At 56.7% G+C, this 22876-nt stretch carries 18 protein-coding genes; 13 read left to right on the plus strand and 5 right to left on the minus strand.

Annotated elements, in window-relative coordinates; genetic code table 11:
- Window positions 1-69 precede the first annotated feature (69 nt).
- From argJ to MJO47_RS09520, 3 genes are all read left to right on the plus strand, one after another.
- Window positions 70-1269 (plus strand): bifunctional glutamate N-acetyltransferase/amino-acid acetyltransferase ArgJ, encoded by a 1200-nt coding sequence (gene argJ / locus MJO47_RS09510; RefSeq protein WP_253960893.1) that lies wholly within the window; start codon window positions 70-72, stop codon window positions 1267-1269.
- Between the two features lie 101 nt (window positions 1270-1370).
- On the plus strand, window positions 1371-2042 hold the full coding sequence (deoC, locus tag MJO47_RS09515) for a deoxyribose-phosphate aldolase (protein WP_253960894.1): 672 nt from the start codon (window positions 1371-1373) through the stop codon (window positions 2040-2042).
- Entirely contained in the window at window positions 2039-3205 is a 1167-nt protein-coding gene (locus MJO47_RS09520) for a phosphopentomutase (RefSeq protein ID WP_253960895.1), read from the plus strand. The genes deoC and MJO47_RS09520 overlap by 4 nt, the downstream gene beginning before the upstream one ends.
- Window positions 3206-3225: 20 nt before the next feature.
- Here MJO47_RS09520 and MJO47_RS09525 read toward each other — a convergent pair whose 3' ends face one another.
- Window positions 3226-3999, minus strand: coding sequence for a PilZ domain-containing protein (locus MJO47_RS09525; RefSeq protein ID WP_253960896.1), 774 nt, complete (start codon window positions 3997-3999; stop codon window positions 3226-3228).
- Window positions 4000-4183: 184 nt separating this feature from the next.
- Between MJO47_RS09525 and MJO47_RS09530 the strand changes: the two genes are divergently transcribed.
- On the plus strand, window positions 4184-4573 hold the full coding sequence (locus tag MJO47_RS09530; protein ID WP_253960897.1) for a DUF2914 domain-containing protein: 390 nt from the start codon (window positions 4184-4186) through the stop codon (window positions 4571-4573).
- A gap of 79 nt (window positions 4574-4652) precedes the next feature.
- On the opposite strand, the gene MJO47_RS09535 is transcribed toward MJO47_RS09530, so the two are convergent.
- The gene (locus MJO47_RS09535; protein ID WP_253960898.1) at window positions 4653-5087 is read right to left on the minus strand and encodes a MucR family transcriptional regulator; all 435 of its coding nucleotides are present in this window, start codon (window positions 5085-5087) and stop codon (window positions 4653-4655) included.
- Window positions 5088-5476: 389 nt separating this feature from the next.
- Between MJO47_RS09535 and MJO47_RS09540 the strand changes: the two genes are divergently transcribed.
- The 3 genes from MJO47_RS09540 to MJO47_RS09550 all read left to right on the plus strand — a co-directional run bounded on the left by MJO47_RS09540 (window position 5477) and on the right by MJO47_RS09550 (window position 11053).
- Entirely contained in the window at window positions 5477-6517 is a 1041-nt protein-coding gene (locus tag MJO47_RS09540; protein WP_253960899.1) for a deoxyguanosinetriphosphate triphosphohydrolase, read from the plus strand.
- Window positions 6518-6759: 242 nt separating this feature from the next.
- Window positions 6760-8244: a response regulator gene (locus MJO47_RS09545; RefSeq protein ID WP_253960900.1), complete on the plus strand. Its 1485-nt coding sequence runs from the start codon at window positions 6760-6762 to the stop codon at window positions 8242-8244.
- Between the two features lie 148 nt (window positions 8245-8392).
- Complete coding sequence (locus tag MJO47_RS09550; RefSeq protein WP_253960901.1) at window positions 8393-11053, plus strand: valine--tRNA ligase; 2661 nt, start codon at window positions 8393-8395, stop codon at window positions 11051-11053.
- Window positions 11054-11116: 63 nt separating this feature from the next.
- Here MJO47_RS09550 and MJO47_RS09555 read toward each other — a convergent pair whose 3' ends face one another.
- Together MJO47_RS09555 and MJO47_RS09560 are read right to left on the minus strand one after the other, a co-directional pair.
- A complete protein-coding gene (locus MJO47_RS09555; RefSeq protein WP_253960902.1) occupies window positions 11117-14023 on the minus strand; it encodes a bifunctional diguanylate cyclase/phosphodiesterase in 2907 nt (968 codons plus the stop codon).
- On the minus strand, window positions 14020-15249 hold the full coding sequence (locus MJO47_RS09560) for an ABC transporter substrate-binding protein (RefSeq protein WP_253960903.1): 1230 nt from the start codon (window positions 15247-15249) through the stop codon (window positions 14020-14022). Before MJO47_RS09560 ends, MJO47_RS09555 begins: the two co-directional genes overlap by 4 nt.
- Window positions 15250-15368: 119 nt before the next feature.
- Here MJO47_RS09560 and cysZ point away from each other — a divergent pair, with 119 nt between their 5' ends.
- From cysZ to MJO47_RS09575, 3 genes are all read left to right on the plus strand, one after another.
- Window positions 15369-16145: a sulfate transporter CysZ gene (gene cysZ / locus MJO47_RS09565; RefSeq protein ID WP_253960904.1), complete on the plus strand. Its 777-nt coding sequence runs from the start codon at window positions 15369-15371 to the stop codon at window positions 16143-16145.
- 70 nt (window positions 16146-16215) lie between these two features.
- Window positions 16216-16992, plus strand: coding sequence for an inositol monophosphatase family protein (locus MJO47_RS09570; protein WP_253960905.1), 777 nt, complete (start codon window positions 16216-16218; stop codon window positions 16990-16992).
- Between the two features lie 164 nt (window positions 16993-17156).
- Window positions 17157-17375, plus strand: coding sequence for a hypothetical protein (locus tag MJO47_RS09575; protein WP_253960906.1), 219 nt, complete (start codon window positions 17157-17159; stop codon window positions 17373-17375).
- 71 nt (window positions 17376-17446) lie between these two features.
- On the opposite strand, the gene MJO47_RS09580 is transcribed toward MJO47_RS09575, so the two are convergent.
- Window positions 17447-17818: a hypothetical protein gene (locus MJO47_RS09580; RefSeq protein ID WP_253960907.1), complete on the minus strand. Its 372-nt coding sequence runs from the start codon at window positions 17816-17818 to the stop codon at window positions 17447-17449.
- A gap of 177 nt (window positions 17819-17995) precedes the next feature.
- Between MJO47_RS09580 and MJO47_RS09585 the strand changes: the two genes are divergently transcribed.
- The 3 genes from MJO47_RS09585 (at window position 17996) to MJO47_RS09595 (ending at window position 22836) form a co-directional block, all read left to right on the plus strand.
- The gene (locus tag MJO47_RS09585; protein WP_253960908.1) at window positions 17996-18937 is read left to right on the plus strand and encodes a class 1 fructose-bisphosphatase; all 942 of its coding nucleotides are present in this window, start codon (window positions 17996-17998) and stop codon (window positions 18935-18937) included.
- A 98-nt stretch (window positions 18938-19035) separates the two neighbouring features.
- On the plus strand, window positions 19036-21411 hold the full coding sequence (locus MJO47_RS09590) for a DNA internalization-related competence protein ComEC/Rec2 (RefSeq protein WP_253960909.1): 2376 nt from the start codon (window positions 19036-19038) through the stop codon (window positions 21409-21411).
- Window positions 21412-21465: 54 nt separating this feature from the next.
- Window positions 21466-22836, plus strand: a complete 1371-nt coding sequence (locus MJO47_RS09595) for a diguanylate cyclase (RefSeq protein ID WP_253960910.1) — start codon at window positions 21466-21468, stop codon at window positions 22834-22836.
- Window positions 22837-22876 lie beyond the last annotated feature (40 nt).

A 22876-nucleotide genomic window follows, 5' to 3' on the forward strand; every position in this document is an offset into this window, starting at 1 on the left:
AACATCCGTCGCCGGCTCAAGGCTATCATGTTTTCTCATCCATCACGTCAGGATCCGGGAGCATCTGTCATGACTGAGACCACATCCGAAACGGTCAAGGGGTTTCGCTTCGCCGCGGCTTCGGCCGGCATCAAAAAGTCAGGGAAGGCTGATCTGGCGCTCATCCTCTCCGAAGTGCCGGCGACTGCCGCCGGTGTTTTTACCACCAATAAGGTGATTGCCGCTCCATTACAGGTGACCGCACCCCGCATCCATCTTGGACGCTGTCAGGCGGTCCTCGTCAACAGTGGTAACGCCAATGCCTGTACCGGAGAACAGGGACTCAAGGATGCCCGCCGCTGCGGCGCGCTCTGTGCCAGTGTGCTGGGTATTGAAGAAGAGCTGGTCGCCGTCTCTTCCACCGGTGTTATCGGGGTGCCGCTGCCGATGGACAAGTTCGAAAGAGCCATTCCTTCGCTCCCTGTGGCATTAAATAAAGGCGCTGCCCAGGATGTGGCCCAGGCCATACGCACTACCGACGCCTTCCCCAAGATGGCCTCGGTGCGTGTTCCCTGTGGGCAAGGGCATTACACCCTGATGGGCATCGCCAAGGGCGCCGGCATGATTCATCCCAACATGGCAACCATGCTCGGCTTTGTGATGACTGACGCCGAAGTGGATCCCTCTTTTCTGAAGGAGGCGCTGCGCCAGGCCGTTGCCGATTCCTTCAACAGCATCACTGTGGACGGAGATACGTCTACCAACGATATGGTCCTCATCCTTGCCAATGGTCTGGCCGGCAATACACCCATTCAAGCGGGGACGGAAGCCGGGGCCGATTTTCTGCAGGCCTTGAAGACAATTCTGCTGGATCTGGCCAAGATGATCGTCCGTGACGGCGAAGGGGCCACCAAGGTTGTCCGCATTCACGTGCAAGGGGCCCTTGATGCCGCCAACGCCAAAACGGTGGCTCGCAGCATCGCCACCTCCAATCTGGTCAAGACCGCCTTTTTTGGGGCGGACGCCAACTGGGGACGCATCATTGCTGCGGCCGGATATTCAGGCGCTGAGGTCGATCCCAATCGGGTGACCATTCTGTTCGATGAGGTTCCCGTCGTTCGTCAGGGGCTGAGTACTGGCCAGGACTTCGAGGCGCAGGCGACTGCGGTGCTCAAAAAACCGGAATTCACCGTGACCGTTGACCTGGGTCTGGGTGAAGGGACGGGCGATTACTACACATCTGATTTGACCTACGATTATGTGAAGATAAACTCCGATTATCGCAGTTGAGGGGGCGGACTTCTGTCTTTTCTGCTGTCTGCTGAATGATGCGGGCCGCTTTTTATTGCGGCCCGTTTCTATTTTGCTACCGTTAAATGATGAGGCTGAATATGAATTTTAAGAGCCCTGCCTCCCGGATTGATCATACCCTATTAAAAGCAGATACTCGTTCGAGCCAGGTTCGCCACCTGTGCGAGGAGGCAGTGGAGTACGGCTTTGCCTCGGTTTGCATCCCGCCTTTCTATGTCCCTCTGGCTGCGGATGTCCTTTATGGCTCGGAAGTCGCCGTGGCCACGGTGGTCGGTTTTCCTCTCGGTTATGCCAGTTCCCTGGTCAAGGCATTCGAAGCGCAGGACGCGGTGAGAAGGGGCGCCGCTGAAATCGATATGGTTATTCCGGTCGGGGCGGCGCTGGAGGGGCGCCGGGATCAGGTTTTACAGGATATCCGTCAGGTAGTCGCCGCCGCCGAAGGGGCCCGGGTCAAGGTCATTCTGGAATGCTGTTATCTGGAGGATGCCCTTAAGGGAGAGTTGGCACGCCTGGTTGTGGAAGCTGGCGCCGCTTATGTCAAGACCTCAACGGGCTTCGGCCCCGGTGGCGCGACGACCGCGGATGTCGCCCTGCTGGCCGAAGCTGTGGCTGGACGGGTCGGGGTCAAGGCCGCCGGCGGCATACGCGACTGGGAAACCTGCCATCGCATGCTTGCCGCCGGAGCTACCCGCATCGGTACAAGCGCAGGGGTAACCATCGTCGAGCAATGGCGGCGTCAGAGGGATCTATGAACAAGGCGGCATTTGAGCGGGTGGTGCTGATTACCCTGGACGGGGTAGGTGTCGGTGCCCAGGAGGACGCCGGGGATTATGGAGACGAGGGGGCTGACACCCTGGGGCATGTGGCTCGGCACTGCGGCGGCCTGCGGCTGCCGACCCTGCAGGCCCTCGGCCTGGGAAACATCCATTCCGTAGCAGGCGTGTCGCCGGTGGCAGAGGCCAAGGGTTTGTATGGCCGCCTGCGGGAGATTTCCGCCGGCAAAGACACCACGACCGGCCACTGGGAGCTGGCCGGCATTATTCAGACGCAGCCTTTTCCCACCTACCCCGACGGCTTCCCGGCTGCAATCATGATGGCTTTCCAGCGTGAGACGGGTTTGGAGCCTCTGGGCAATATCGCCGCCAGTGGTACTGAAATTCTCAAAGTGCTAGGAGAGGAGCATCTGCGTACGGGCAGGCCCATCGTCTATACCAGCGCCGACTCGGTCTTTCAGATCGCCGCCCACGAAGAGGTCATTCCGGTGGAACGCCTTTATGAAATCTGCCGTATCGCTCGGCGTCTGCTCGACCCTTACCGGGTGGGCCGGGTGATTGCCAGACCTTTTGTCGGTACGTGCGCAGCCGATTTCCGCCGGACCTCTCGACGGCATGATTTTTCCCTCCTGCCGACCCAGAAAACCATCCTCGACCGGGTCAAGGAGATGGGGATGCGTGTATACGCTGTGGGTAAAATCAGGGATATCTTTGCCGGGCAGGGGGTTACCGACAGTGTGACCTCGCAGAGTAATGCTGATGGCATGGCCAAGACCCTGGAGGCGCTGTCTGTGGTGAACCGAGGGCTGATCTTCACGAATCTGGTGGACTTTGACATGCTTTACGGCCACCGTCTGGAGGCGACGGGCTTCGGTCGTGCCCTTGAAGAATTCGATCGGTGGCTGCCGCGTCTCCAGCAGACCATGGGCCCGCGGGATCTTCTGGTGATCACGGCCGACCATGGCTGCGACCCGACCACCCCCGGCACGGATCACTCCCGTGAATACGTGCCGCTGCTTATCTGGCATCCGGGGCTGGAAAAGGGGGCGGATCTCGGTGTGCGCGCTTCTTTTGCTGATGTGGCGGCAACGGTCGCCGCCGCGCTGCAGGTGCCTTTTGCCGTGGGGGAAAGCGTTCTGTGAGGAAGGAGTGCCGGGGGCAGTCAGTGACTGCTGATAAGTTTCAATGAAACATCCTGGTCGAGGTCTTGGACCTGGTCGTCAGTCAGGTCCATGCGGCTCCTTTCGCTCGGCGTCATTTCGCCCAGGAAGCAGCGCTCGATGAAACGCTGCAGGCAAAGGTGGTCCTGGTCGGTCAGGTGCTGGAACTCCACGCCAGAACCTTGCAGGTAATTGTTTTCTGGTGCCGGCAGGACGTTGTATAAAACCCGCCCTTCGATCTCCAGTTCTTTCTTCATCCCCATCAAAGGAAAAATGACTTGAAGCGGCTCATTTTGGGCCAGTCGAAAAGCACTTCGGATAAACAGACCCTGCTCGCTCAGGCTGAGGATCTCTGATAGATGAGGGGCGCCGTCCCGATAGAGAACACCCGGGAGCTTGAGATCCAGCCTCAGATTTTTTCTCGGGGTTTTTTCAAGATATTTCTGGATCATGGCGTAGAGTTCGAATAACCCGATAGGAACATCCAGGCTTTCGCACGGAAAGTTGGCAGGAAACGGCCGGCCATTTTCTTTGAGGACGACGAGAGGACATTTTTCGCCCAGCGTCTTGTCTCCAACGGTTTGGGTCAGTTTGGTGGGCCCGGATTGCAGCAAGTGGGCTCCCATGAATAACAGGTCAGGGGAGGTCTCCAGTAACAAGGCCTCTATCTGCTCAGGGCTTGAAGATACCACTACCCTGTATCCCCAGTGTTTGAGAATAACCTCCAGGGTTGAGAGGACCTTTTCCCGGCTGTCGCCGACGATGACGCGTTTCATATCCTGTATCCTTTTGGTGGCGGCAAGACAATTTAGAGCAGGGTTTTGGGCCGGGTCAAGGGGAAATTCATACAATGGCCATCGCCGCTAAAAATATACCCCCTGTGCTGGCGTACCCGAAAAGCCTATGGTATATAGTTGGGCATGCTGGAAACTTCATCCGATCTGTAAAGGAGAAAAATCTATGAAGCGCTTGTCTGTAATCGCCTTTGTTCTACTTGCGGCATGCCTGAGTCTGCCTGCCTCGGCTTTTGCCCTGGAAGTGGCCGAAGGTGCGATCACTTCTCAAATCAGTGACCGCAATCCCGTCGATTCGTTGACCAGTTATTCGGCCGATGTCGGGAAGTTGTATTGTTTTACCCGCATTGTCGGTGCGGAGTCTGACAGCCAGGTAACCCATGTCTGGTATCGCGGAGACGAAGAAATGGCCCGGGTTGATCTGGCCGTTCGCTCCAATAATTGGCGGACCTGGTCCTCTAAGGCTCTTCTCCCTGAATGGACGGGAGATTGGCGCGTGGATGTGCTCGATGCAGAGGGCACAGTTATTCACACCCTCGCATTTACGCTGAACTGAAATCAGACATTGGTCAACACAAAAAAAGCGCCCCGCCAGGGCGCTTTTTTTGTAAAGCGTGTCCTTTTAGCGCAGACTGTTACTTTTTGGTCTTGGCTTTACTCTTGGCGGCGCGGGCTTTGGCGAGATTCTCGCCCAGACCACGGTCAACAGCCATTTGCCGTCGACTTTCCGAATAGGCACGGGCTGCCAAGGGCTGCGTGCGGGGAATGTCGAACTGCTTGCGGTATTCGCTGGGTTTCATGTCGTGAGCCGTGCGAAGATGGCGGGCCAGTGTCTTCATCTCTTTGCCGCAGATCATGCAGGTCACCTTATCTTTGCCAAAGGCTTTCTTGCGGGAAACAGCGGGGGCCTCGACGGCTTCCGCTTCGGCAGCAACGGCCTCGCCTTTTTCAAGCGCGCTCAGGGCGTTGTGGATTTCACTGAGTTCGGCGACCAGTTCGTCACGGGACATGGGTGTGGTCGATGCGTGGGCCGCAACAATTTCAGCCGCCATCTCGAGAAGTGTTGCCATGGTTATCTTCCTCCTTTTGAATGTGTGGTTTGTTTAGATAACAGAGATTGACAAGGTTCTATAATAGAACAATTGTCGATAATAAAATCAAGGGGAAAAAGTGCTGTAGTATGGTCACTATTGTGAAAATTCACTTCTCCTGAAGTTTTTTGTGTTACTTTTGGAACAGGTGGGCGTTTCAATCCGTTCTTTTTTTAAAAAGAAAGAGCGATACCCCCTGAAAACAAGGAGGCCTTGGGAGGGTTTTAAATTGTAAATGGCACTAAAGGCTCCATTTGTTTTTTTAATGTCTCTTGTCTGAAATAAGCTTATTATCGCCAGAAGACAAGATGGCGATCCATTTATCAGGACTTTTCTGGACAAGTTTACACCAAAGTTATAGGGCTTTTATGACTATCCGTGAGCAACTCGAACACCAGGAAGAACTTTCTCTGTCGCCCAAGGCCTGCTTGAGCATGCGTGGAGGCAAGCGTGAAAAGGAAGAAGACCCCTGCGCTGTTCGTACGGCTTTTCAGCATGATCGTGACCGCATTCTTCATTGCAAATCGTTCCGACGACTTAAACATAAGACCCAGGTCTTTCTGGCGCCAGAAGGTGATCATTATCGTACTCGGCTGACTCATACTCTTGAAGTGGCGCAGATCGCTCGTACTGTCGCAAAGGCGCTTCGTTTGAATGAGGATTTGACCGAAGCCATTGCGCTTGGTCATGATCTGGGCCACACCCCCTTCGGCCATGCCGGCGAAAGGGTGCTGAGCGAGCTGGTGTCGGGTGGTTTTCATCATGTCCGTCAAAGTCTGCGGGTAGTCGATTGTCTGGAGAAGGAGGGGCTCGGGCTTAACCTGACTGCCGAGGTGCGTGACGGTATCGTCAAGCACTCCAAGGGGAGGGGGGCTATTCTGGCTAAGGACCCTGCGGTAAGGGCGGAAACTCTGGAGGGGCAGGTTGTGCGTTTGGCGGATATTGTTGCCTACGTCAATCATGACCTTGACGACGCTCTTCGTGCCGGCCTTATCCGATCAGAACAGGTTCCGGCCGGCATTGTGGATGTTCTCGGTCGTAGTCACTCCCAAAGAATCAATACCATGGTCTGCGACATGATTCAGGCTTCGCTCGGTGCCGATGAGGGGGAAATTTCGCTCTCGCCCAAGGTCGTCGAAGCCATTGACGCCTTGCGTGAATGGCTGTTTGTTCACGTTTATCAGGTAAAAACCGTCCATGACGATTTCATCAAGGCCTCACGCATCCTGCGGGAACTGTTCCTTTACTTCATGCAGGACGAGGAGGCGCTGGTTGCCCATGGAGGCGATCGCTTCTGCGAGGATTCTCTGGAGGTTTCGGTTGCTGATTTTATCGCGGGCATGACCGATCGTTTTGCCATCAATCTGTATCACCGGCTTTTTCTGCCCCAGCCATGGAAGATTTTGTAAGGGGCTTAACTCTTTGAATTTCCGATGAAGAAAGCTTGACTCGCCTGATTTTTCTGTGCTAATTTTATGGCGTTTTTGCGTCTTTCGCCGGCGGACTAATTCCCTTTTTCTGGGGATATTCCCTGGCGGGCGTATCCGGTTCGCCATTTAGAGGCGCTGGACCTGTTTTGATTCGATGCCATACGGCTTTTTCCGCGGAATTTTGCCGGTTCCCTTTATCGCTGGGTGCCAAGGAGGCTTGCATGAGCAAAAAACTGTTGTTGGCCGACGACAGTATTACCATCCAGAAAGTCATAAGCATTACCTTTGCCAACGAAGATTATGACCTGACCGTGGTTGACAACGGTGATGCCGCCCTGGAGAAAGCCCGCACCAGTCATCCCGACCTGGTTCTCGCCGATGTGTTCATGCCCGGGAAAAATGGCTATGAGCTTTGCGCGGCAATTAAACAGGAAAGGGGACTTAAAGGCGTGCCGGTTCTGCTTTTGACCGGCACCTTCGAGCCTTTCGATGAAAATAAGGCCAGTGCCTGTGGCGCGGATGGCTGGATTGCCAAGCCTTTTGAATCGCAGGCTCTTATCCGGAAAGTCGAAGAGCTCCTGGCCGCCTCCGATGATATCGCGGCCGAGGTTCCCGAAGTAGAGGACGTGTCGCCGCCGTCGTCGCAACCTTCGGAAGGGTCCGCTCCGGCTGAGGGCGTTGAGGCCGATATGTGGGAGGAACTGGAACCTGCTGCCGTGGCCCCTGCCGCTCCCTTCGAGCCCTCTGGGGAGATGGACGTGGAGGATGGGGTTGCTGCTGACGAGGATCTCTGGTCCGATGTTTCCTTTGACGACGAAGAGTTGGACCAGCAGGCCGCGACCGGCCGGACCGATGAAGAAATGTGGGGAGCCGCAACCGAAGTCCTCGGCGAAGAAGAGAATGCCGATACCCTGGCGGATCACCCGGTTGAAGAGGCCACCCTGGAGGATTTCGGCTTCGAAGTCGAAGACAACGAGGATTGGCAGGAAGAGGCATCTCCGAGTCCGGTAACGGCCCCTGAAGATCTGATGAGCGCTGAAGCCAGCGATGATCTGTGGGGGGATGAACCTGAGGGGCTTGGCGAAACAGACGAGCAAGCGGCCACCGCCGTTCCCGTCTCCGAACCTTCCGCGGCTGGCGTGGATTTGATGAGTGCCGAGGCGGAAGAGGATGCCTGGGGAACTTACGAGGCGCCCACTTCTGTGTCTGAGCCCGCCGAAGATGAGGAGGAACCCGAAGATATCCTGGCCTTGTCCGACGAGGATATTCTGGAAGAGGCCGATCTGGCGGGCTGGGACGATGAGGATCTTCTTTCTGAGTCGCCTGAAGACGCACTCGACGCGGGCTCGGAAGAGCCGACTGCTGCTGAGGAGGCGCCGGCAGTGCCTTTCGACAGGCCTTCTTCGACGGAAGAGCTCCCCGCTGCCTTCGAGGAGGCTGCCCCTGTTGCCGAAGAGGGTCTGTTCGAGGAAGCCTTGTTCGAAGAACCGGCCCCGGAAATGCCCGTTGCTTCCGCCCCTATCCCTGCCACGGCGCCCGCCGTTTCTGAAGCGGAAGTGGCTCGTATCGTTGAGCGGGTGGCGGCCGAAGTGGTCGAACGCCTGGCTGGAACTATTCTTGAGAAGATTGCCTGGGAGGTCGTGCCGGATCTGGCGGAAAGCCTGATCAAGGAGGAAATCCGCCAGATCAAGGAGGGGGCTGCTTAATAGCCAATTTTCCTGCAAAAGGCACACACAGCGATATATTGACGGACGAAATGGGGATTGCTAGAATCCCCATTTCCTTTTGCAACCCCTGTCAACGCCAGGGAACCCCTTGGGACCCTGAGTACATAGAAGATGGAAGGACCAGTTCATGGACGCAACGCTCCCCAAAGGGTACGAGCCGAAAGAGGTTGAGGACAAGTGGTATAAAGCCTGGGAGAAGAAGGGCTACTTCCACGCCAACGAAAAATCCCCCAAGCCCCATTATTCCATTGTCATCCCGCCCCCCAACGTTACCGGGGTTCTGCACATGGGGCATGCCCTTAACAACACCTTGCAAGACATCCTGGTGCGGTGGAAGCGCATGACCGGCCATGAAGTGCTGTGGATGCCCGGCACCGACCATGCCGGTATCGCCACCCAGAACGTGGTGGAGAAGCAGCTTGCCGCCGAAGGACGCGACCGCCATGCCCTCGGCCGCGAGGAGTTCATCGAGCGGGTCTGGCAGTGGCGTGAGCAGTCCGGCGGCCAGATCATTAATCAGCTCAAGCGCCTTGGCGCCTCCTGTGACTGGGAGCGCGAGCGCTTCACCATGGACGAGGGCCTCTCCAAGGCGGTGCGTACCGTCTTCGTGCGCCTCTATGATGAAGGGCTGATCTATCGCGACAACCGCCTCATCAACTGGTGCCCGCGCTGTCACACCGCGCTCTCTGACCTTGAAGTGGAGCACGAAGACAAAAAAGGTCATCTCTGGCACCTGCGCTACCCGGTGCTCGGCACCGACCGCTATCTCGTCGTGGCCACCACCCGCCCCGAGACCATGCTCGGCGACACCGCCGTGGCCATTAATCCCGAGGATGAGCGCTACCAGGATCTGATCGGCAAAAAGGTGCTGCTGCCGTTGATGAACCGGGAAATCCCTATCGTCGCCGATGACTACGTCGACAAGGAATTCGGCTCCGGCGCCGTCAAGATCACCCCGGCTCATGACTTCAACGACTTTGAACTCGGCAAGCGGCATGATCTTGAATTCATCAATATTTTTGATCCCTCGGGAATAGTGAATGAAAACGGCGGTCCTTACGCCGGGCAGGAACGCTACGAGGCTCGCGCCAACGTAGTGGCCGACCTGGAAAAACAGGGGCTGCTCGAGCGCATCGATGATTACGCCAATGCCGTCGGCGAGTGTTACCGCTGCCGCACGGTCATCGAGCCCTACATGAGCAAGCAGTGGTACGTCAAGGTCGGCCCACTGGCCGCGGAGGCGATCAAGGCCGTCGAGACGGGCCAGACCCGCATCGTGCCGCCCCAGTGGGAGAAGACCTATTTCGAGTGGATGAACAATATCCAGGACTGGTGCATCAGCCGCCAGATCTGGTGGGGACACCGTATCCCCGCCTGGTTCTGCGACGACTGCGACCAGATCACCGTCGCTATGGAAGACGCCCGCAGCTGCGCTCATTGCGGCAGCGACAACATCCGTCAGGAGACAGACGTACTCGATACCTGGTTCTCTTCAGCCCTTTGGCCTTTCTCCACCATGGGCTGGCCCGAGAATACCGAGACTCTGCAGAAGTTCTACCCCACCTCCTGCCTGATCACGGGTTTCGACATCCTCTTTTTCTGGGTGGCGCGCATGATGATGATGGGGATCAAGTTCATGGGGCAGGTTCCCTTCCAGGACGTTTACATTCACGCTCTTGTGCGCGATGCCCAGGGGCAGAAGATGAGCAAGAGCAAGGGCAATGTCATCGATCCGCTGACCGTCATCGAAGAGTACGGCACCGACGCCTTCCGTTTCACCCTGGCTGCTTTTGCCGCCCAGGGGCGCGACGTCAAACTTTCCACCGAGCGCATCGCCGGTTACCGGAACTTCGCCAACAAACTGTGGAATGCCAGCCGTTTTGCGCTGATGAATCTCGACGGCTTCGATCCCGCCACCATTGACCTGACCCGGCTTGATCTTTCGTTGGCTGACCAGTGGATCCTGACCCGTCTGAGCGAGGCGGCCCAGAATGCCGGACGCGCCCTCGCCGAGTACCGCTTTAACGAAGGCGCCTCCATTCTCTATGCCTTCACCTGGCACGAGTTCTGCGACTGGTATATCGAGCTCAGCAAGGATGATCTTTACGGCGATGACGAGGCGGCCAAAGCTCGCGCCAGGGCGGTGGTCTTCACCGTGCTCGAGCAGCTCCTGCGTCTGCTGCATCCTTTCATGCCTTTCATCACGGAGGAGATCTGGCAAGCTCTACCCGGCGGCCGTCCCGTTGATTCCATCATGCTGGCCGACTATCCCACCGGCGAAGGCCTGCCCGTCAACCAGGAAGGCGCCCGGCGGATGGAGTGGATCATGGAGGTCGTCAAGGCTATCCGCAACATTCGCGGTGAGATGGATGTCCCGCCCTCCAAGCAGATTGCCGCCGTGCTCGACTGCAAGGGCGAGGAGGCGGTGGCTGTTATGGCCGCTGGTGAGGGCTACATCCGCGCTCTCGCCCGTGTCGGCGAGTTGAGTTACGGCGTCAGGGTCGAACGCCCCGTTCAGGCCGCCACCCAGGTGGCTGGCGAGGTTGAGATTTTGCTGCCGCTGGCGGGGCTGGTCAACGTTGAAGAGGAAGAAAAGCGTCTCGGTAAAGAGATTGCCAAGGTGCAGAAGGATGTGGAATTTTTTGCTAAAAAACTCTCCAACGAGAAGTTTGTCGCTAATGCGCCACCCGAGGTGCTGGAGAAGGATCGCGGCAAGCAGAAAGAGGCGGAGGAAAAGCTGGAGATTCTGCAGGAAAGCCTGAAAAAGATTCAGTCCCTCAAAGGGTAGGGTGTAACGGGGCCAGGGCGAAAACCCTGGCCTTTTTTGCGGCCTTTTGGGGCCGTCTGACGCTTAATGTGCTGTCGCCACAAGGGCGGCGGGCCAAGCGCGGCTTTGCGCTTTTCGAAAAAACTCTGCGCACGCCGCCGCCGGCATCGGGCGGGCATAAAAGAAGCCCTGACCGATGGCGCAGTGGTTCTCGGCCAGAAACCTCACCTGATCTTCCTTCTCGATGCCCTCAGCGACGATGGTCATATGCATGGCGCGGCCCAGAGCCATGATGGCCAGCGTGATGGCCGAGGCGTTTTCGTCGTGCAGCACATCGCCGATAAAGGATCGGTCGATTTTCAGTTTGTCCACCGGAAACTGTTTTAGGTAGCTCAGCGACGAATAGCCGGTGCCGAAATCGTCGATGGCCAGTTGGACTCCCCGAACCTTGAGGTCGATGAGGGTCATCATAGCGGCACCGAAATCCTCCATGATGGCACTTTCCGTGATCTCCAGTTCAAGCCACTGCGGATCCAGGCCGGTGGAAGCGAGGACTCCGTCCACAATATCGACAAAATCACTCTGGCTGAACTGTATGCCTGAAATGTTGACGGCCACGGTCCGGCAGGGCAGCCCTTGTCTTTGCCAGGCCACATTCTGTTCGCAGGCCTGGCGCAATACCCAGTTGCCCAGGGGTACAATCAAACCGCACTCCTCAGCCAGCGGAATAAACCGGTCAGGGGGGATATGGCCCAGAACGGGATCGTGCCAACGGATGAGTGCTTCGACCCCCACGATGTCCCCGGTGGTAATTTCGAACTGCGGTTGATAATGGAGGGTGAAGAGATCCTGGGCCAGCGCCTGTCGCAGACGGGTTTCCATTTCGAGAAATTCCGCGGCGCGACTGTTCAACTCGGGAGTGTAGAACTGAAAAGTGTTTTTGCCCCTGGCCTTGGCGTGGTACATCGCCGCATCGGCGCAACTGGTCAGCCCTTTGACGTCGACGGCATCGGCGGGGAAGCGGCTGATGCCGATGCTGGCCGTGACATACAGCTGATGGGAGCCGATGTTGAAGGGAGGGGCCAGCTGTTCGAGGATTTTGCGGGCGACCACGGCATCATGATTGGGGTTTTCTGAATCTTCCAGCAGCAGCACGAATTCATCGCCGCCCAGGCGGGCCAGGGTATCCGAATGACGTACGATCTGACGCAGGCGACCGGAGGTTTCCGCCAGCAGCTTGTCGCCCATTTCGTGTCCCAGGGTATCATTGACCTTTTTGAACCGATCCAGGTCCATAAAGAGCAGAGCGACCTCCTTGCCTGTGCGGCGAGCCCGGTCGAGAGCGTGTAGGAGCCTGTCCTGAAAGAGGCGACGATTGGGCAGGTCGGTCAGAGGGTCATGGTGGGCCAGATGGTCCAGGAGTTGCTTTTTTTTCAGCAGGGCGCGTTCGGCCTCCTGGCGTTCCCGGATATCTGAAAAAGCGATGACCGCCCCTTCTGCCTTCTGCTCCTCGTTCAGAATAGGGGTGCAGATGTATTCCACCGGGATGGCGCGGCCCTCTTTATGGTAGAACAAGGCACTGTCCTGCCGGGCCGGTGCGCCCGTCTCCCAGACCTGGCGAATGAGGCAGGGGGACTCCGGTGGAGTGTCCTTTTCGTCTGAAGGGCAGACCACCTTGAGATAGTTTTGTCCTACCAGTTCGCTCTGCTCGAAACCGAGCAGGTCGGCGCCGGCCTGGTTGATAAAAGTCGTGTTGCCATCCGGCGAAAGTCCCATGATCCCTTCCCCTGCCGAGTTCAGGATGAGATTGTGGTGCCTGGTCACTTTTTCCAGTCGACGGACCTGCTGGCGAATGCGCAGACGGATGAGCGTGCCCAGAATCAGGAAGGCGGTCATGGCCAGAGCGCCGTTGCGTCCCATGCGCCAGAGCGCCTGGCTGATGCCGGCTTCCATCGATTCCGTCAGGCGGCCGACCCTTTCTTTGGTTTTGTGGGCCAGCTGAGGATAAATGGCCTCGATTTGGTCGAAGTGTCTGGCGATGGCGTCATCCAGGGCCAGACGCTGGGCCTGAAGCTGCAGGTGATCCTGACATAGGCGAAAAAAGCCGCCGGTGGCTTCGATGGTCTGATAATCGTGGTCGATGCGGTGGCCTCGACCGAAAATGGCGTTTTTGTAATCGTGAAAAAGGGCGAGGGTGTCGCCGGCCGGGAAAATCCCTTCCTCTTCCAGGATAAGGATGTTGTGTTCCAGGCGATCCATGCTGGGCTTGATCTGATTGTCTTTGAGGTCATGCAGGTGGTCGATGCTTTTTTCGCTGGCCAGTCTGGCGACCAGCGTTGACAGGAAGTTGAGCTCGACGGAAAGTTCGTTCAGCAGAGGAAACCATAGCTCTCCCCGTTTTTCCAGGATGTTGCGGGCTATCCGCTCTGCTTCAGCGCCGGAGCTTTCGCGCCAGCGCCGGATCTGGCGGGCTTCCTTCAGGCGCCAGCGCCCTTCGGCCGACTCGATAGCGGCCGCCAGTCGCTGCTGGAAGTCCTGCAGGCTGTTCATGGAAATATCCTGTATCAGGTCATTTTCGACCCGGATATAGCGCTCTCGCCAGGTGGAAGCCTCCCTGGCGAGCTCAGACAGGGGGGCGGAGGCACCTTCGATCTGAGCCCAGATTGCTTCCTGGCCCAGGTGAGGCGTTCTTTGGGGGATATCTGCGAGAAGTTGCAGGTAGCTGGCTACCTGCCCGTCATCGGTAACGGGGGCTCGGGTATGGTAGAGTTTGCTGTTGAGTTCTTCTTTGGCCGCATGCGTCTTGCTGCGAAGTTCTTTGAGGAGGTACACTTCTCCCTGCTGAACCTGAAGGAGATGCTCCCGCTGTACCTGCGTGTCCCCTAGAATGGTCGTCAGGTGGACGATGCCCATGACTGGGACGAGCAGGGCGATGGCAATAAGAACCCAGATCATGAGGGAGATACGTTGAAAGCAGCGGGTGATGATCATGGCGAGGTCACTTCTCTCAGCAGGGGGCCGATTTCCGTCCAGGAAAAGGGAAGAACATCCTGCGCCGTCAGGCGGGTTGGCCAGACACCGTCACTGGCCTGGTGTCGCTGGCGCGAGAGCTTTAAGGGGATGCCCGGACCGAGGTTGAAGGATCCCAGGGATTCCAGGCTGTCGATCACCGCCTCCCGGGTCAGGGACGAAGGCGCCTTTTGGAGGGCTTTTCCCAGAATCCGTGCGGCCATATATCCTTCGAGACTGACATCGTTGGGATCGGTTTTGGACCGAATTTTTTCCAGGTCGGCGATAAATTCGTCGGCGACCGGGGGGCGGCTTCCCGTAAGCGGGGGGACGACCTGGGTGATGATGACATTGTCGGCATAGGGGCCGAGCTTACGCTGCAAAGGCTTGCTTCCGACAAAGGAGACGTTGAGGAACAGGGCCTTGAGGCCCGATTCTTTGGCCAGCTGGATAAACTTGGCGCAGGGGGCGTAGGCGCCGACCATGATGACGGCCTTGGGGGGATGCCGGTAGTACAGGATATCGGCCAGAGCGTTTTCTACGGCCAGCGTGTTGCGCTCATAACGCACATGCAGGATTTGCCGGTCGTTTTTCAAGCCTCGTCGTTTAAGGGCGCGGTAGCCACTGACGTATCCGGCGTCCCCGTAGCCGTCGCGCTGCGTGAAAAAAGCAATGTCCGTCGGCGCGAGTCCCCCCTGTTCGATGAGTGCCTCGACCATGGCTTCGATTTCCTGCTCGTAACTGGCGCGATAGTTTACGACATAGCGTTCAGGGGGATGACGACGCAACAGCCCGGCTCCGGTGAAGGGAGCAAAGAAAAGGGTTTTTTGTTCTACGGCAATTGGTACGGAGGCGATGGCCGTCGGTGTCCCGACATTGCCGATGATGGCGAGAACCTGCTTCTCTTCAAGCAGGGTTCGCATGTTGGCGGCCGCGCGGTAAGGTTCGTAGCCGTCGTCGAGGACGAACAGTTTGAGCTGGCGTCCATTGATGCCGCCAGCCCGGTTGATCCGTTCGAGGCCGGCCACAACGCCGTCCCGCATGGCGGTTCCGAGCTCCGATGTCGGTCCGGTGAGGGCGGTGGTCATGCCGAGGAGAATGTCGGGCGTTTCTTCTGCCGCGCTACTGTGATCTGATAAAACGGCCAGCAGCAGGACCGCCACCAGGCATCGTTTCATGGGAGACAAGGGGGACGAAAATGGTTTCATGGCCCTATTATCCCCAGGAATGCAAAAAAGTAAAACACTATTTTATTTGTGGAATTTAAAAAAAGCTTGTACATCCAGAATGAGGTTCTGCCCCTGACTGGGCTGTGAAGGAGGAAGTAATGATCGATGTTTTAAAAGATAATCCCATGTCCCGTTTTGCGATCGGTTTTTTTTATCCTTTTAAAAGTCTCGGTTTTATACGGAAAAACCCGCGACTGCTCAAATATGTGGTGATCCCTTTTCTCATCAACCTGGTGGTATTTTCCGGCGCCGTGTTTTTAGGCCTGGATTTCTTCGGGGACATCGTCGCCCGGTATGTTCCTCGCGGGGAGGCCTGGTATTGGGCTTTTTTGACATTTTTCGCCTGGCTGCTGGCGTCCATTGTGACGGCGCTGCTGGTTTTTTTCTGCTTTACCGTGGTGGGGAATCTGATCGCCTCTCCCTTTAATGATCTGCTGTCCGAACGCACGGAAGAGATCCTGACCGGCATCGGCTCAAGCGAAGCTTTTTCCTGGAAGACCTTTGGCGGCGATGCCTGGCGCGCTATTGTCGTGGAAGGGAAGAAAATGAGTTTTTTTGTCGTCGGCATGCTGGTCCTGCTACTGCTTAACCTGGTTCCTTTGATGGGACAGTTGCTTTATTCCATTGCCGCCGCCCTCTTTACCCTCTTTTTTCTTGCGGTTGAATATCTCGGCTATGTCTTAAGCCGAAAACGTTTATCTTTTGCCCAGCAGCGCCGCTATATTTTCGGACAGACTTTCCTGCACCTCGGCTTCGCCGTGGGTGTACTGTGCCTGCTGGCTATCCCCCTTATGCAGTTGCTCTGCATTCCCCTTGCCGTTGTGGGGGCAACACGTCTGTATTGTGAAAAAGGAAATCTGTCTGCCGACGGATAAATTTGCTGTGCCCGCATCTACTCCCTTTGTTCATCCGGGGAAGGGATGCCGCACTGAAGGAGATGACCTTATGAAAGACATAGCCATCGAGGCTGCCCTGTCCGCAGGCAAAGTGCTTATGCAGCGATTTGGCACCGCTTTGACCGTGGAGCACAAGGGGGACGTGGATCTCGTTACGGAAGTGGATCGGGCTTCAGAAGACGTGATTGTCTCTATTCTGCGGGGAACCTTTCCGCGGCACGATATTCTGGCCGAAGAGGGGCAGTATGTCGACAGCGGCAGCCGCTACCGCTGGATCGTCGATCCGCTGGATGGAACCACCAATTACGCCCACGGATTTCCCTGGTTTGCCGTTTCCATTGCTCTGGAGGTGGAAAATGAAGTGACCCTGGGGGTAGTCTATAATCCCTTCAGCCGGGAACTTTTTTGGGCCGAAAAGGGGAAGGGGGCTTTTCTCAACGACGTGCAGATCAGCGTCTCGCGGACAGGCAGGCTGGGCGATTCTCTGCTTGCGACAGGGTTTCCCTACGACCGCAAAAAAAGCGCTGTCAATAATTATGACCATTTCGTCCATTTCCAGCAGGCGGCGCAGGCCTGTCGCCGGCCGGGAAGCGCCAGTCTCGACCTGGCGTACGTCGGTGCCGGTCGCCTGGACGGCTACTGGGAAATGAAGCTCAAACCCTGGGATGTCGCGGCTGGACAGTTGATTGTCAGCGAGGCTGGTGGCAGGATCAGCGATTTCGATGGAGATCTGTTCGATATTTATGGGGTTGAGTGTCTGGCCAGTAACGGACGCATCCATCAAGAAATGATCGAGGTGCTCAAGGCCGGCAAGAGGCCGGAGTAAATGGTTTCGTCTATTCACGACAGGGGGGGCCGGTTGCTATCCTGGCCTTGAGCGCTACACTAAAATAGTGCGGCAACCGCTGCGAAAGTTTTCGTGGTGCTGACTGCTTCAGTTGGGCAGAGGGCCTGATGGGGCAGTGAGCCCAGAAGTGGCAAGGAGGTATCATGACCGAGCGAAACACCCCGTTGGAAAACCAAAAAAAGGCCCCCGGTCTCGACAAAAACCTCGAACGATTGGACGCTGAACTGGATGTCATGGAGAGACATTCCACAGAACTTGATGACATGGAGGAGGAGGAGAGAGAGGCCCTCAAAAAAAGGGATCGTGAATATAAAAACGAGCATTTGCACAGCATTCCCCGCCCCCGTAAACATGTTCGCTAATCATTGATATCGCCTGCAAAAAAGCCCCCGTGCCATTGCGGGGGCTTTTTTGCGTTCAGACGGCTTGATCTTCAAGCCTGAGGAGGGGGTTCGTCTTGTGCCGGCGCCGGTTCGGCCGGTTCCTCTGCCTTGATGGTTTCGATTTCTTCTTCCAGCGCCGCTGCGTCCTGTTTTAATTGGTCGAGCCGGGCAAAGATCACTGCGACCTCGGCGTTCGCCAGAATATCACCTTCTCCGGCTTCCCGGCAGTCATCGATCTGTTTACCGAGATCTGTGTGGGCGCTGGAAATCTTTTTGTGAATGGCGGCCAGGTCAATGCGCTTTTGAACCACACGCTTCATCTGGGTCGCTTTGAAGGCGGCGGTATGCAGCCCCTTTTTGGTGGCGTCCCAGATTTTTTCGGTCTTGTTGCTTTGGCTGTTTGAGGTCTTTTCGTCGGTCATGGGTTTCCTCCCTCTGTAAGATCAGGATGTTATGGCTCAAAAAATATCAGTTTTATACCCTGAGTCAAGACGTCAATGCTTTTTCACACAGCGGACTTGCTGGTTGGGTGGGTTTGGTCTAATATGATTTACCGAATTTAACCATGTTTTTATTTCAGGGCACAGGAGGTGAATTGGATGGGCGAGGCTGGCCAGACCAAGTTTCAGATGGATCTTCGTCGTTATCTGCGCGAGCAGGAAGAGGACCGGAATCTCACGAGACTCATTTGCGAGATCGCCGATGCGTCCAAGTATATCGTCAACTCCATCCGGACCGGCGATCTGGGCGTGGCGGGAACCTCCAATCTGTATGGCGAAGATCAACTGGCCCTGGATGTCCTTTCCGACCGCATCCTGCGTAAACGCCTGCTTCATTCCGGGGTCGTGGCCAATATCGTCTCGGAAGAGACCAGCGATATTATTTCCATCTCCACGAACTTCGATGGGCGCTATTCCGTGGCCTACGACCCTCTGGACGGGTCTTCTCTGGTCGACGTGAATCTGGCCGTAGGAACGATTGTCTCGATTTATGAGGGAGGCGAACTGCTGCAGCCGGGCAGAAATCAGGTGGCTGCGCTCTATATCCTGTACGGTCCCCGCACGACTCTCGTCTACAGCACGGGCCGAGGCGTGCATGAATTCGCCATGAACCAGCTGATGGAGTACACCCTGGTGCGGGAAAATGTCCGTATGCAGCCCAAAGGCAGCATCTATTCCCCCGGGGGGCAGCGCAATCTGTATACTCCCGGCACCGAAAGCTTCGTGCGTTATATGGAGGAAAATGGCGCCAAGCTGCGTTACAGCGGGGGGTTCGTCCCCGATATCAACCAGATTCTCATGAAGGGGAAGGGGGTGTTCATGTACCCTCATCTGCAGGGAAGTCCTGACGGTAAGCTTCGCCTTTTGTACGAACTCAATCCCATGTCGTACCTGATCGAGCAGGCAGGAGGGGCCGCCTCTACCGGACGGGAGCGGATTCTGGATCTGCAGCCACGCCAGATAGATGATCGGGCGCCAGTCTTTATCGGCTGCAAGGAGGATGTGGCCAAGGCCGAAGAGCTGATTCGCGCCCAAGGGTGATTTTTTTCTGATCTTGGGGCGTATACTGTTCGCCTCCTGCCACGAAAGATCCTAGACGCTGTGGATCCCTCCACCCTTTTCATGCCGGCGGGCGCTCCATGAGAGACGGACGCTTCAGTGCCTTCTGTCCCCTGTTCTTTTTGGCTGCGGGGATCCTGCTGGCTCCCTTTGGGGGACCTTCCCCCGCCGTTGCCGCTCTTGCCGCCGTTCTGGTGGCTGTATGGCTGGTTCTGCGCCGTTTTGACGCGGCGCTCTTTCTGCTGCCGGCCGCTCTCGTCTTTTTTGGCTTCTCCCTATATCATCACCACCTTTCTCCACCTCTTACCTCTCAGGATGTCCGCTCCTTTGCCGACGGCGAGGCCGTGTCGGTGCAAGGCCGGGTGACCGCCATAGAAAACCGCTCTCTGGGCCGCTCTACCCTCAATGTTGATGTTTCTCAAATCGAGCGTCGTCGGATCGGGGTAAACTGCCGCGGCATGGTTCGCGTCTTTATTGAAGAGGGCGAGCCGACCGTCCGCATGGGGGATTCCGTCCGCTTCTATGCCCGACTGAAAAGGCCTCGCTCTTTCGGGACGCCCGGTGAATTCGATTTTCCCCGACACCTAGCCCGCCAGGGCATTTATGTGACGGCTGCTTTGGAGCGTTTTGAGGATGTGGTGCTGGTCCAGCAATCTATAGGATTTTCCATGGCGGATTTTCTGGCACAGCAGCGGGGTAGGGTGGTTCGGCTCATCGACGGGGCGGTTTCAGAGGAGTTGTCCCCTTTTGTCAAGGCTCTTGCCGTTGGAGAGAAAAGCGCACTGCTCCCCGCGCAGCGTGATCTGTTGTCCCGCGGGGGAGTGTCGCATCTCTTTGCCATCTCGGGTTTGCACCTGGGGATTATCGCGTCCTTTTTCTATGGCATCGGCCGTTTCTTTTATTGCCGCTCGGAAACGCTGCTGCTTCTGGCCCCCCCAAGGCGCCTGCTGCCCGTGGTGATTCTCCCTCTGCTCGCCGGCTATCTATTCCTGACGGGCCGCGCTATTCCGACCCAGCGGGCGTTTCTCATGGCTGTTGCCGTGGCTCTGTTCTGTCTGAGTTCACGGCGCACCAACCCCCTTCATCTGTTGGGGACGGTCGCTTTTCTTTTTTTGCTGGTCAGCCCGCTGTCTTTGTACGAAGCCTCTTTTCAGCTTTCTTTTGCCGGTGTTTTAGGCATCATGCTGGGGGTGCCTCGCTTAAGTGCGGCCTTGAAGTTATACCATTGGCCTCTGCCTCTGAAATGGGTCACCCTGCTTCTGCTCACTACCATGACGGCAACCCTGGCGACGGCGCCCCTGGTCGCCTTGCATTTTCACATGTTTTCCCCTGCCGGTCTTCTGGCCAACCTGGTGGCTGTTCCGGCTGTCGGTTTTATCGCCGTGCCTCTGGCGCTTATGGGGGCTCTTTTGAGTCCCCTCAGTCCTCTGCTGTCGAACGTGGCTTTTGCCGTCTGCGGAGAAGTGGTTTCCACCGTACTGGTCGTCCTGCATTTTCTGCTTTCTTTTCCCCTGCTCGACAGCGTAAATGTATTCCTCTCGCCAAAAGCCTTGCTCTGTCCCGTCTTGCTGCTGATTCTCGTTTTTCTTCCCTGGTCAAGGTTTTATCGATTGCGCATAGTTTTGGCCTGTGCGGCCCTGTTGCTTTTCTTCCTCCCTCAGACTACCTCGCCGGTCCTTTCTCTGACGGTCTTTTCTGTCGGCCAGGGGGAGTCTCTGCTCTTGTCGACGCCTGATGGCAAGCATCATCTGATCGATGGGGGAGGCCTCCACAGTGAAACGTTTGATGTGGGAGACCGCTTGCTGCTGCCAGCTTTGGCCCGCCTCGGGATATCGGCGCTCGACTCCGTCATCCTGACCCATGCCCACCCGGATCACTATCTTGGTCTGGGGGCTGTTCTGTCCCGTTTCCCGGTAGGCACCTTCCGGACGGCCTTGCGTAGGGAGGAGCTGCCAGAAAGCCTTCGGGATTCCCTGCTGATGGCCCAGGTTCCCCTTGAGACGCTACCGGCAGGATGGATGCATGACAGTGTCGATTGTTCTGCCAGGTTGAGCCTCTATGTGCCACCCCAGATCGGCAACATCAATGATCGCTCCGTGGTGTTGCTCGCCTCCTTGGGTGAGGCGAGCCTCCTGTTGACCGGAGATCTGGAGTCCGCCGGTGTTGGCGAATTGCTGGACAATCTTTCTCATGATTCAGTCCAGTTGCTCAAGTTGCCCCATCATGGCAGCCGTCATTCTTCTGCCGAAGCTCTTTTGGAAGCCCTGAAGCCGCAAATGGTTTTTACCTCGGTTGGCTTGGCAAATCGCTACGGCTTTCCTCATGAGCCAGTGGTGAATGCGCTGACCTCCCAAGGGATTTCTTTTTATCGCACGGATTGGAACGGCACCTTACGGTTTGTCAGTGACGGGAAAGACTGGCAGGTGTATCCGTGGCGATCCAGGCTTTTCCGTTGACAGAAATCCGCGGTTTTGTTAGCGTCAGCCTGTAATCAAAGGGGGCCTTCCTGGATGAAAAAACCCACCATACTGGTTGTTGATGATGAGCTATTCTTCCGCCGGATGTATTCCGAGTTGTTGAGTGAGGAAGGCTATATTGTCGAATCCTTTGCCTCCGGTACTGCGGCTCTTGAGCGGGTTGCCATGGGGGGGGTGGATGTTCTCCTGACCGACATGGTTATGCCGGATATCGGCGGCCTGGAAGTTCTTTACCAGGTTCGCAACATGGAGAATCCTCCCGAAGTCATCCTGGTGACCGGGCATGCTACGTTGGAAACCGCTATTAAGGCCCTCAAGGGGGGCGCCCGGGATTATCTCATCAAGCCCTTTAATCCCGAAGAGCTGCGGCATGTGGTACGGTCGTGCCTCGATCAGGTCCGCCTTCTGGACGAAAATACCCTTCTCAAAAGTCAGATACGCCTTTACCAGAAAGGGCAGAATCTTGCATCCTTTCTGGATATTGATAAATTGCTGCCTCAGGCGGTGAATACCCTGCTGAAGGAAATTGGTGCCGGTCGCGGATTTGCCATGCTCCTGTGTGATGGAGAGCGACTGCGTCTGGCGGGGTTGGAGGGTGTGGAAGCGCTTGGGGCGTTATCTTTGGCTATGTCCATTCGGCCCCATCTGCCAGGACTGACCTCCGTCCGCATCCTTCAGGCATCTGATCTGGATTCGCGGCCGGACTGGCCGGTGAATGTCCAGGAAGCCTGTCTTTTCCCTCTTTTTCTGTCCCGTGAATTGAAGGGGGCTATCGTAGTCTTTAATCCCGTCGAGGGAGGGTTGCCGCGTCCGCTGCCCAAGGAAAACCTCACTTTTTTGTCGGATCAGGCTGCCTTGGCTTTCGAGAACTCACTGCGTTACCAGGATGTTCAGCAGCTTATCTATATCGATGATCTTACCGGCCTGTTCAATTATCGCTATCTGCAGATTGTGCTGGAACAGGAAATCAGACGGGCCGAACGTTTCAAACTCAAATTTGCTCTGGTCTTTATCGACATAGATCACTTCAAGGAAGTCAACGACACCCATGGCCATCTGGCTGGGAGTGCGGCGCTGAAAGAGGTTGGCAGTCTTCTTCACCGGGCTGTTCGTGAGGTCGATTCATTGTTTCGTTATGGCGGGGACGAATTTACTGCTCTGCTCATCGAGACGGATGCCAAGGGGGCTGCCCTGGTGTCGGAAAGAATACGCAAGGTCATAGAAGAGCATGTTTTTCTGGAAGATATGGGGTTGGAATGCCGCCTGACCGCCACGGTGGGGAGTGCTATTTTTCCTGATGACGCCGACGATCGAAACAGCATCGTCGATTTGGCCGACCGGGCAATGTACGAAGGGAAAAAAATACGTAACGTGATTCGCGGGGCCTGGGAAATCAGGTCCTGATCTGCCGGTTCAAGCCTCCTGACCCCTCTGCCTGGGGGAC

The sequence above is a fragment of the Desulfuromonas sp. KJ2020 genome (genome assembly GCF_024197615.1).
In the GTDB taxonomy this organism is placed as follows: Bacteria; Desulfobacterota; Desulfuromonadia; order Desulfuromonadales; family SZUA-540; genus SZUA-540.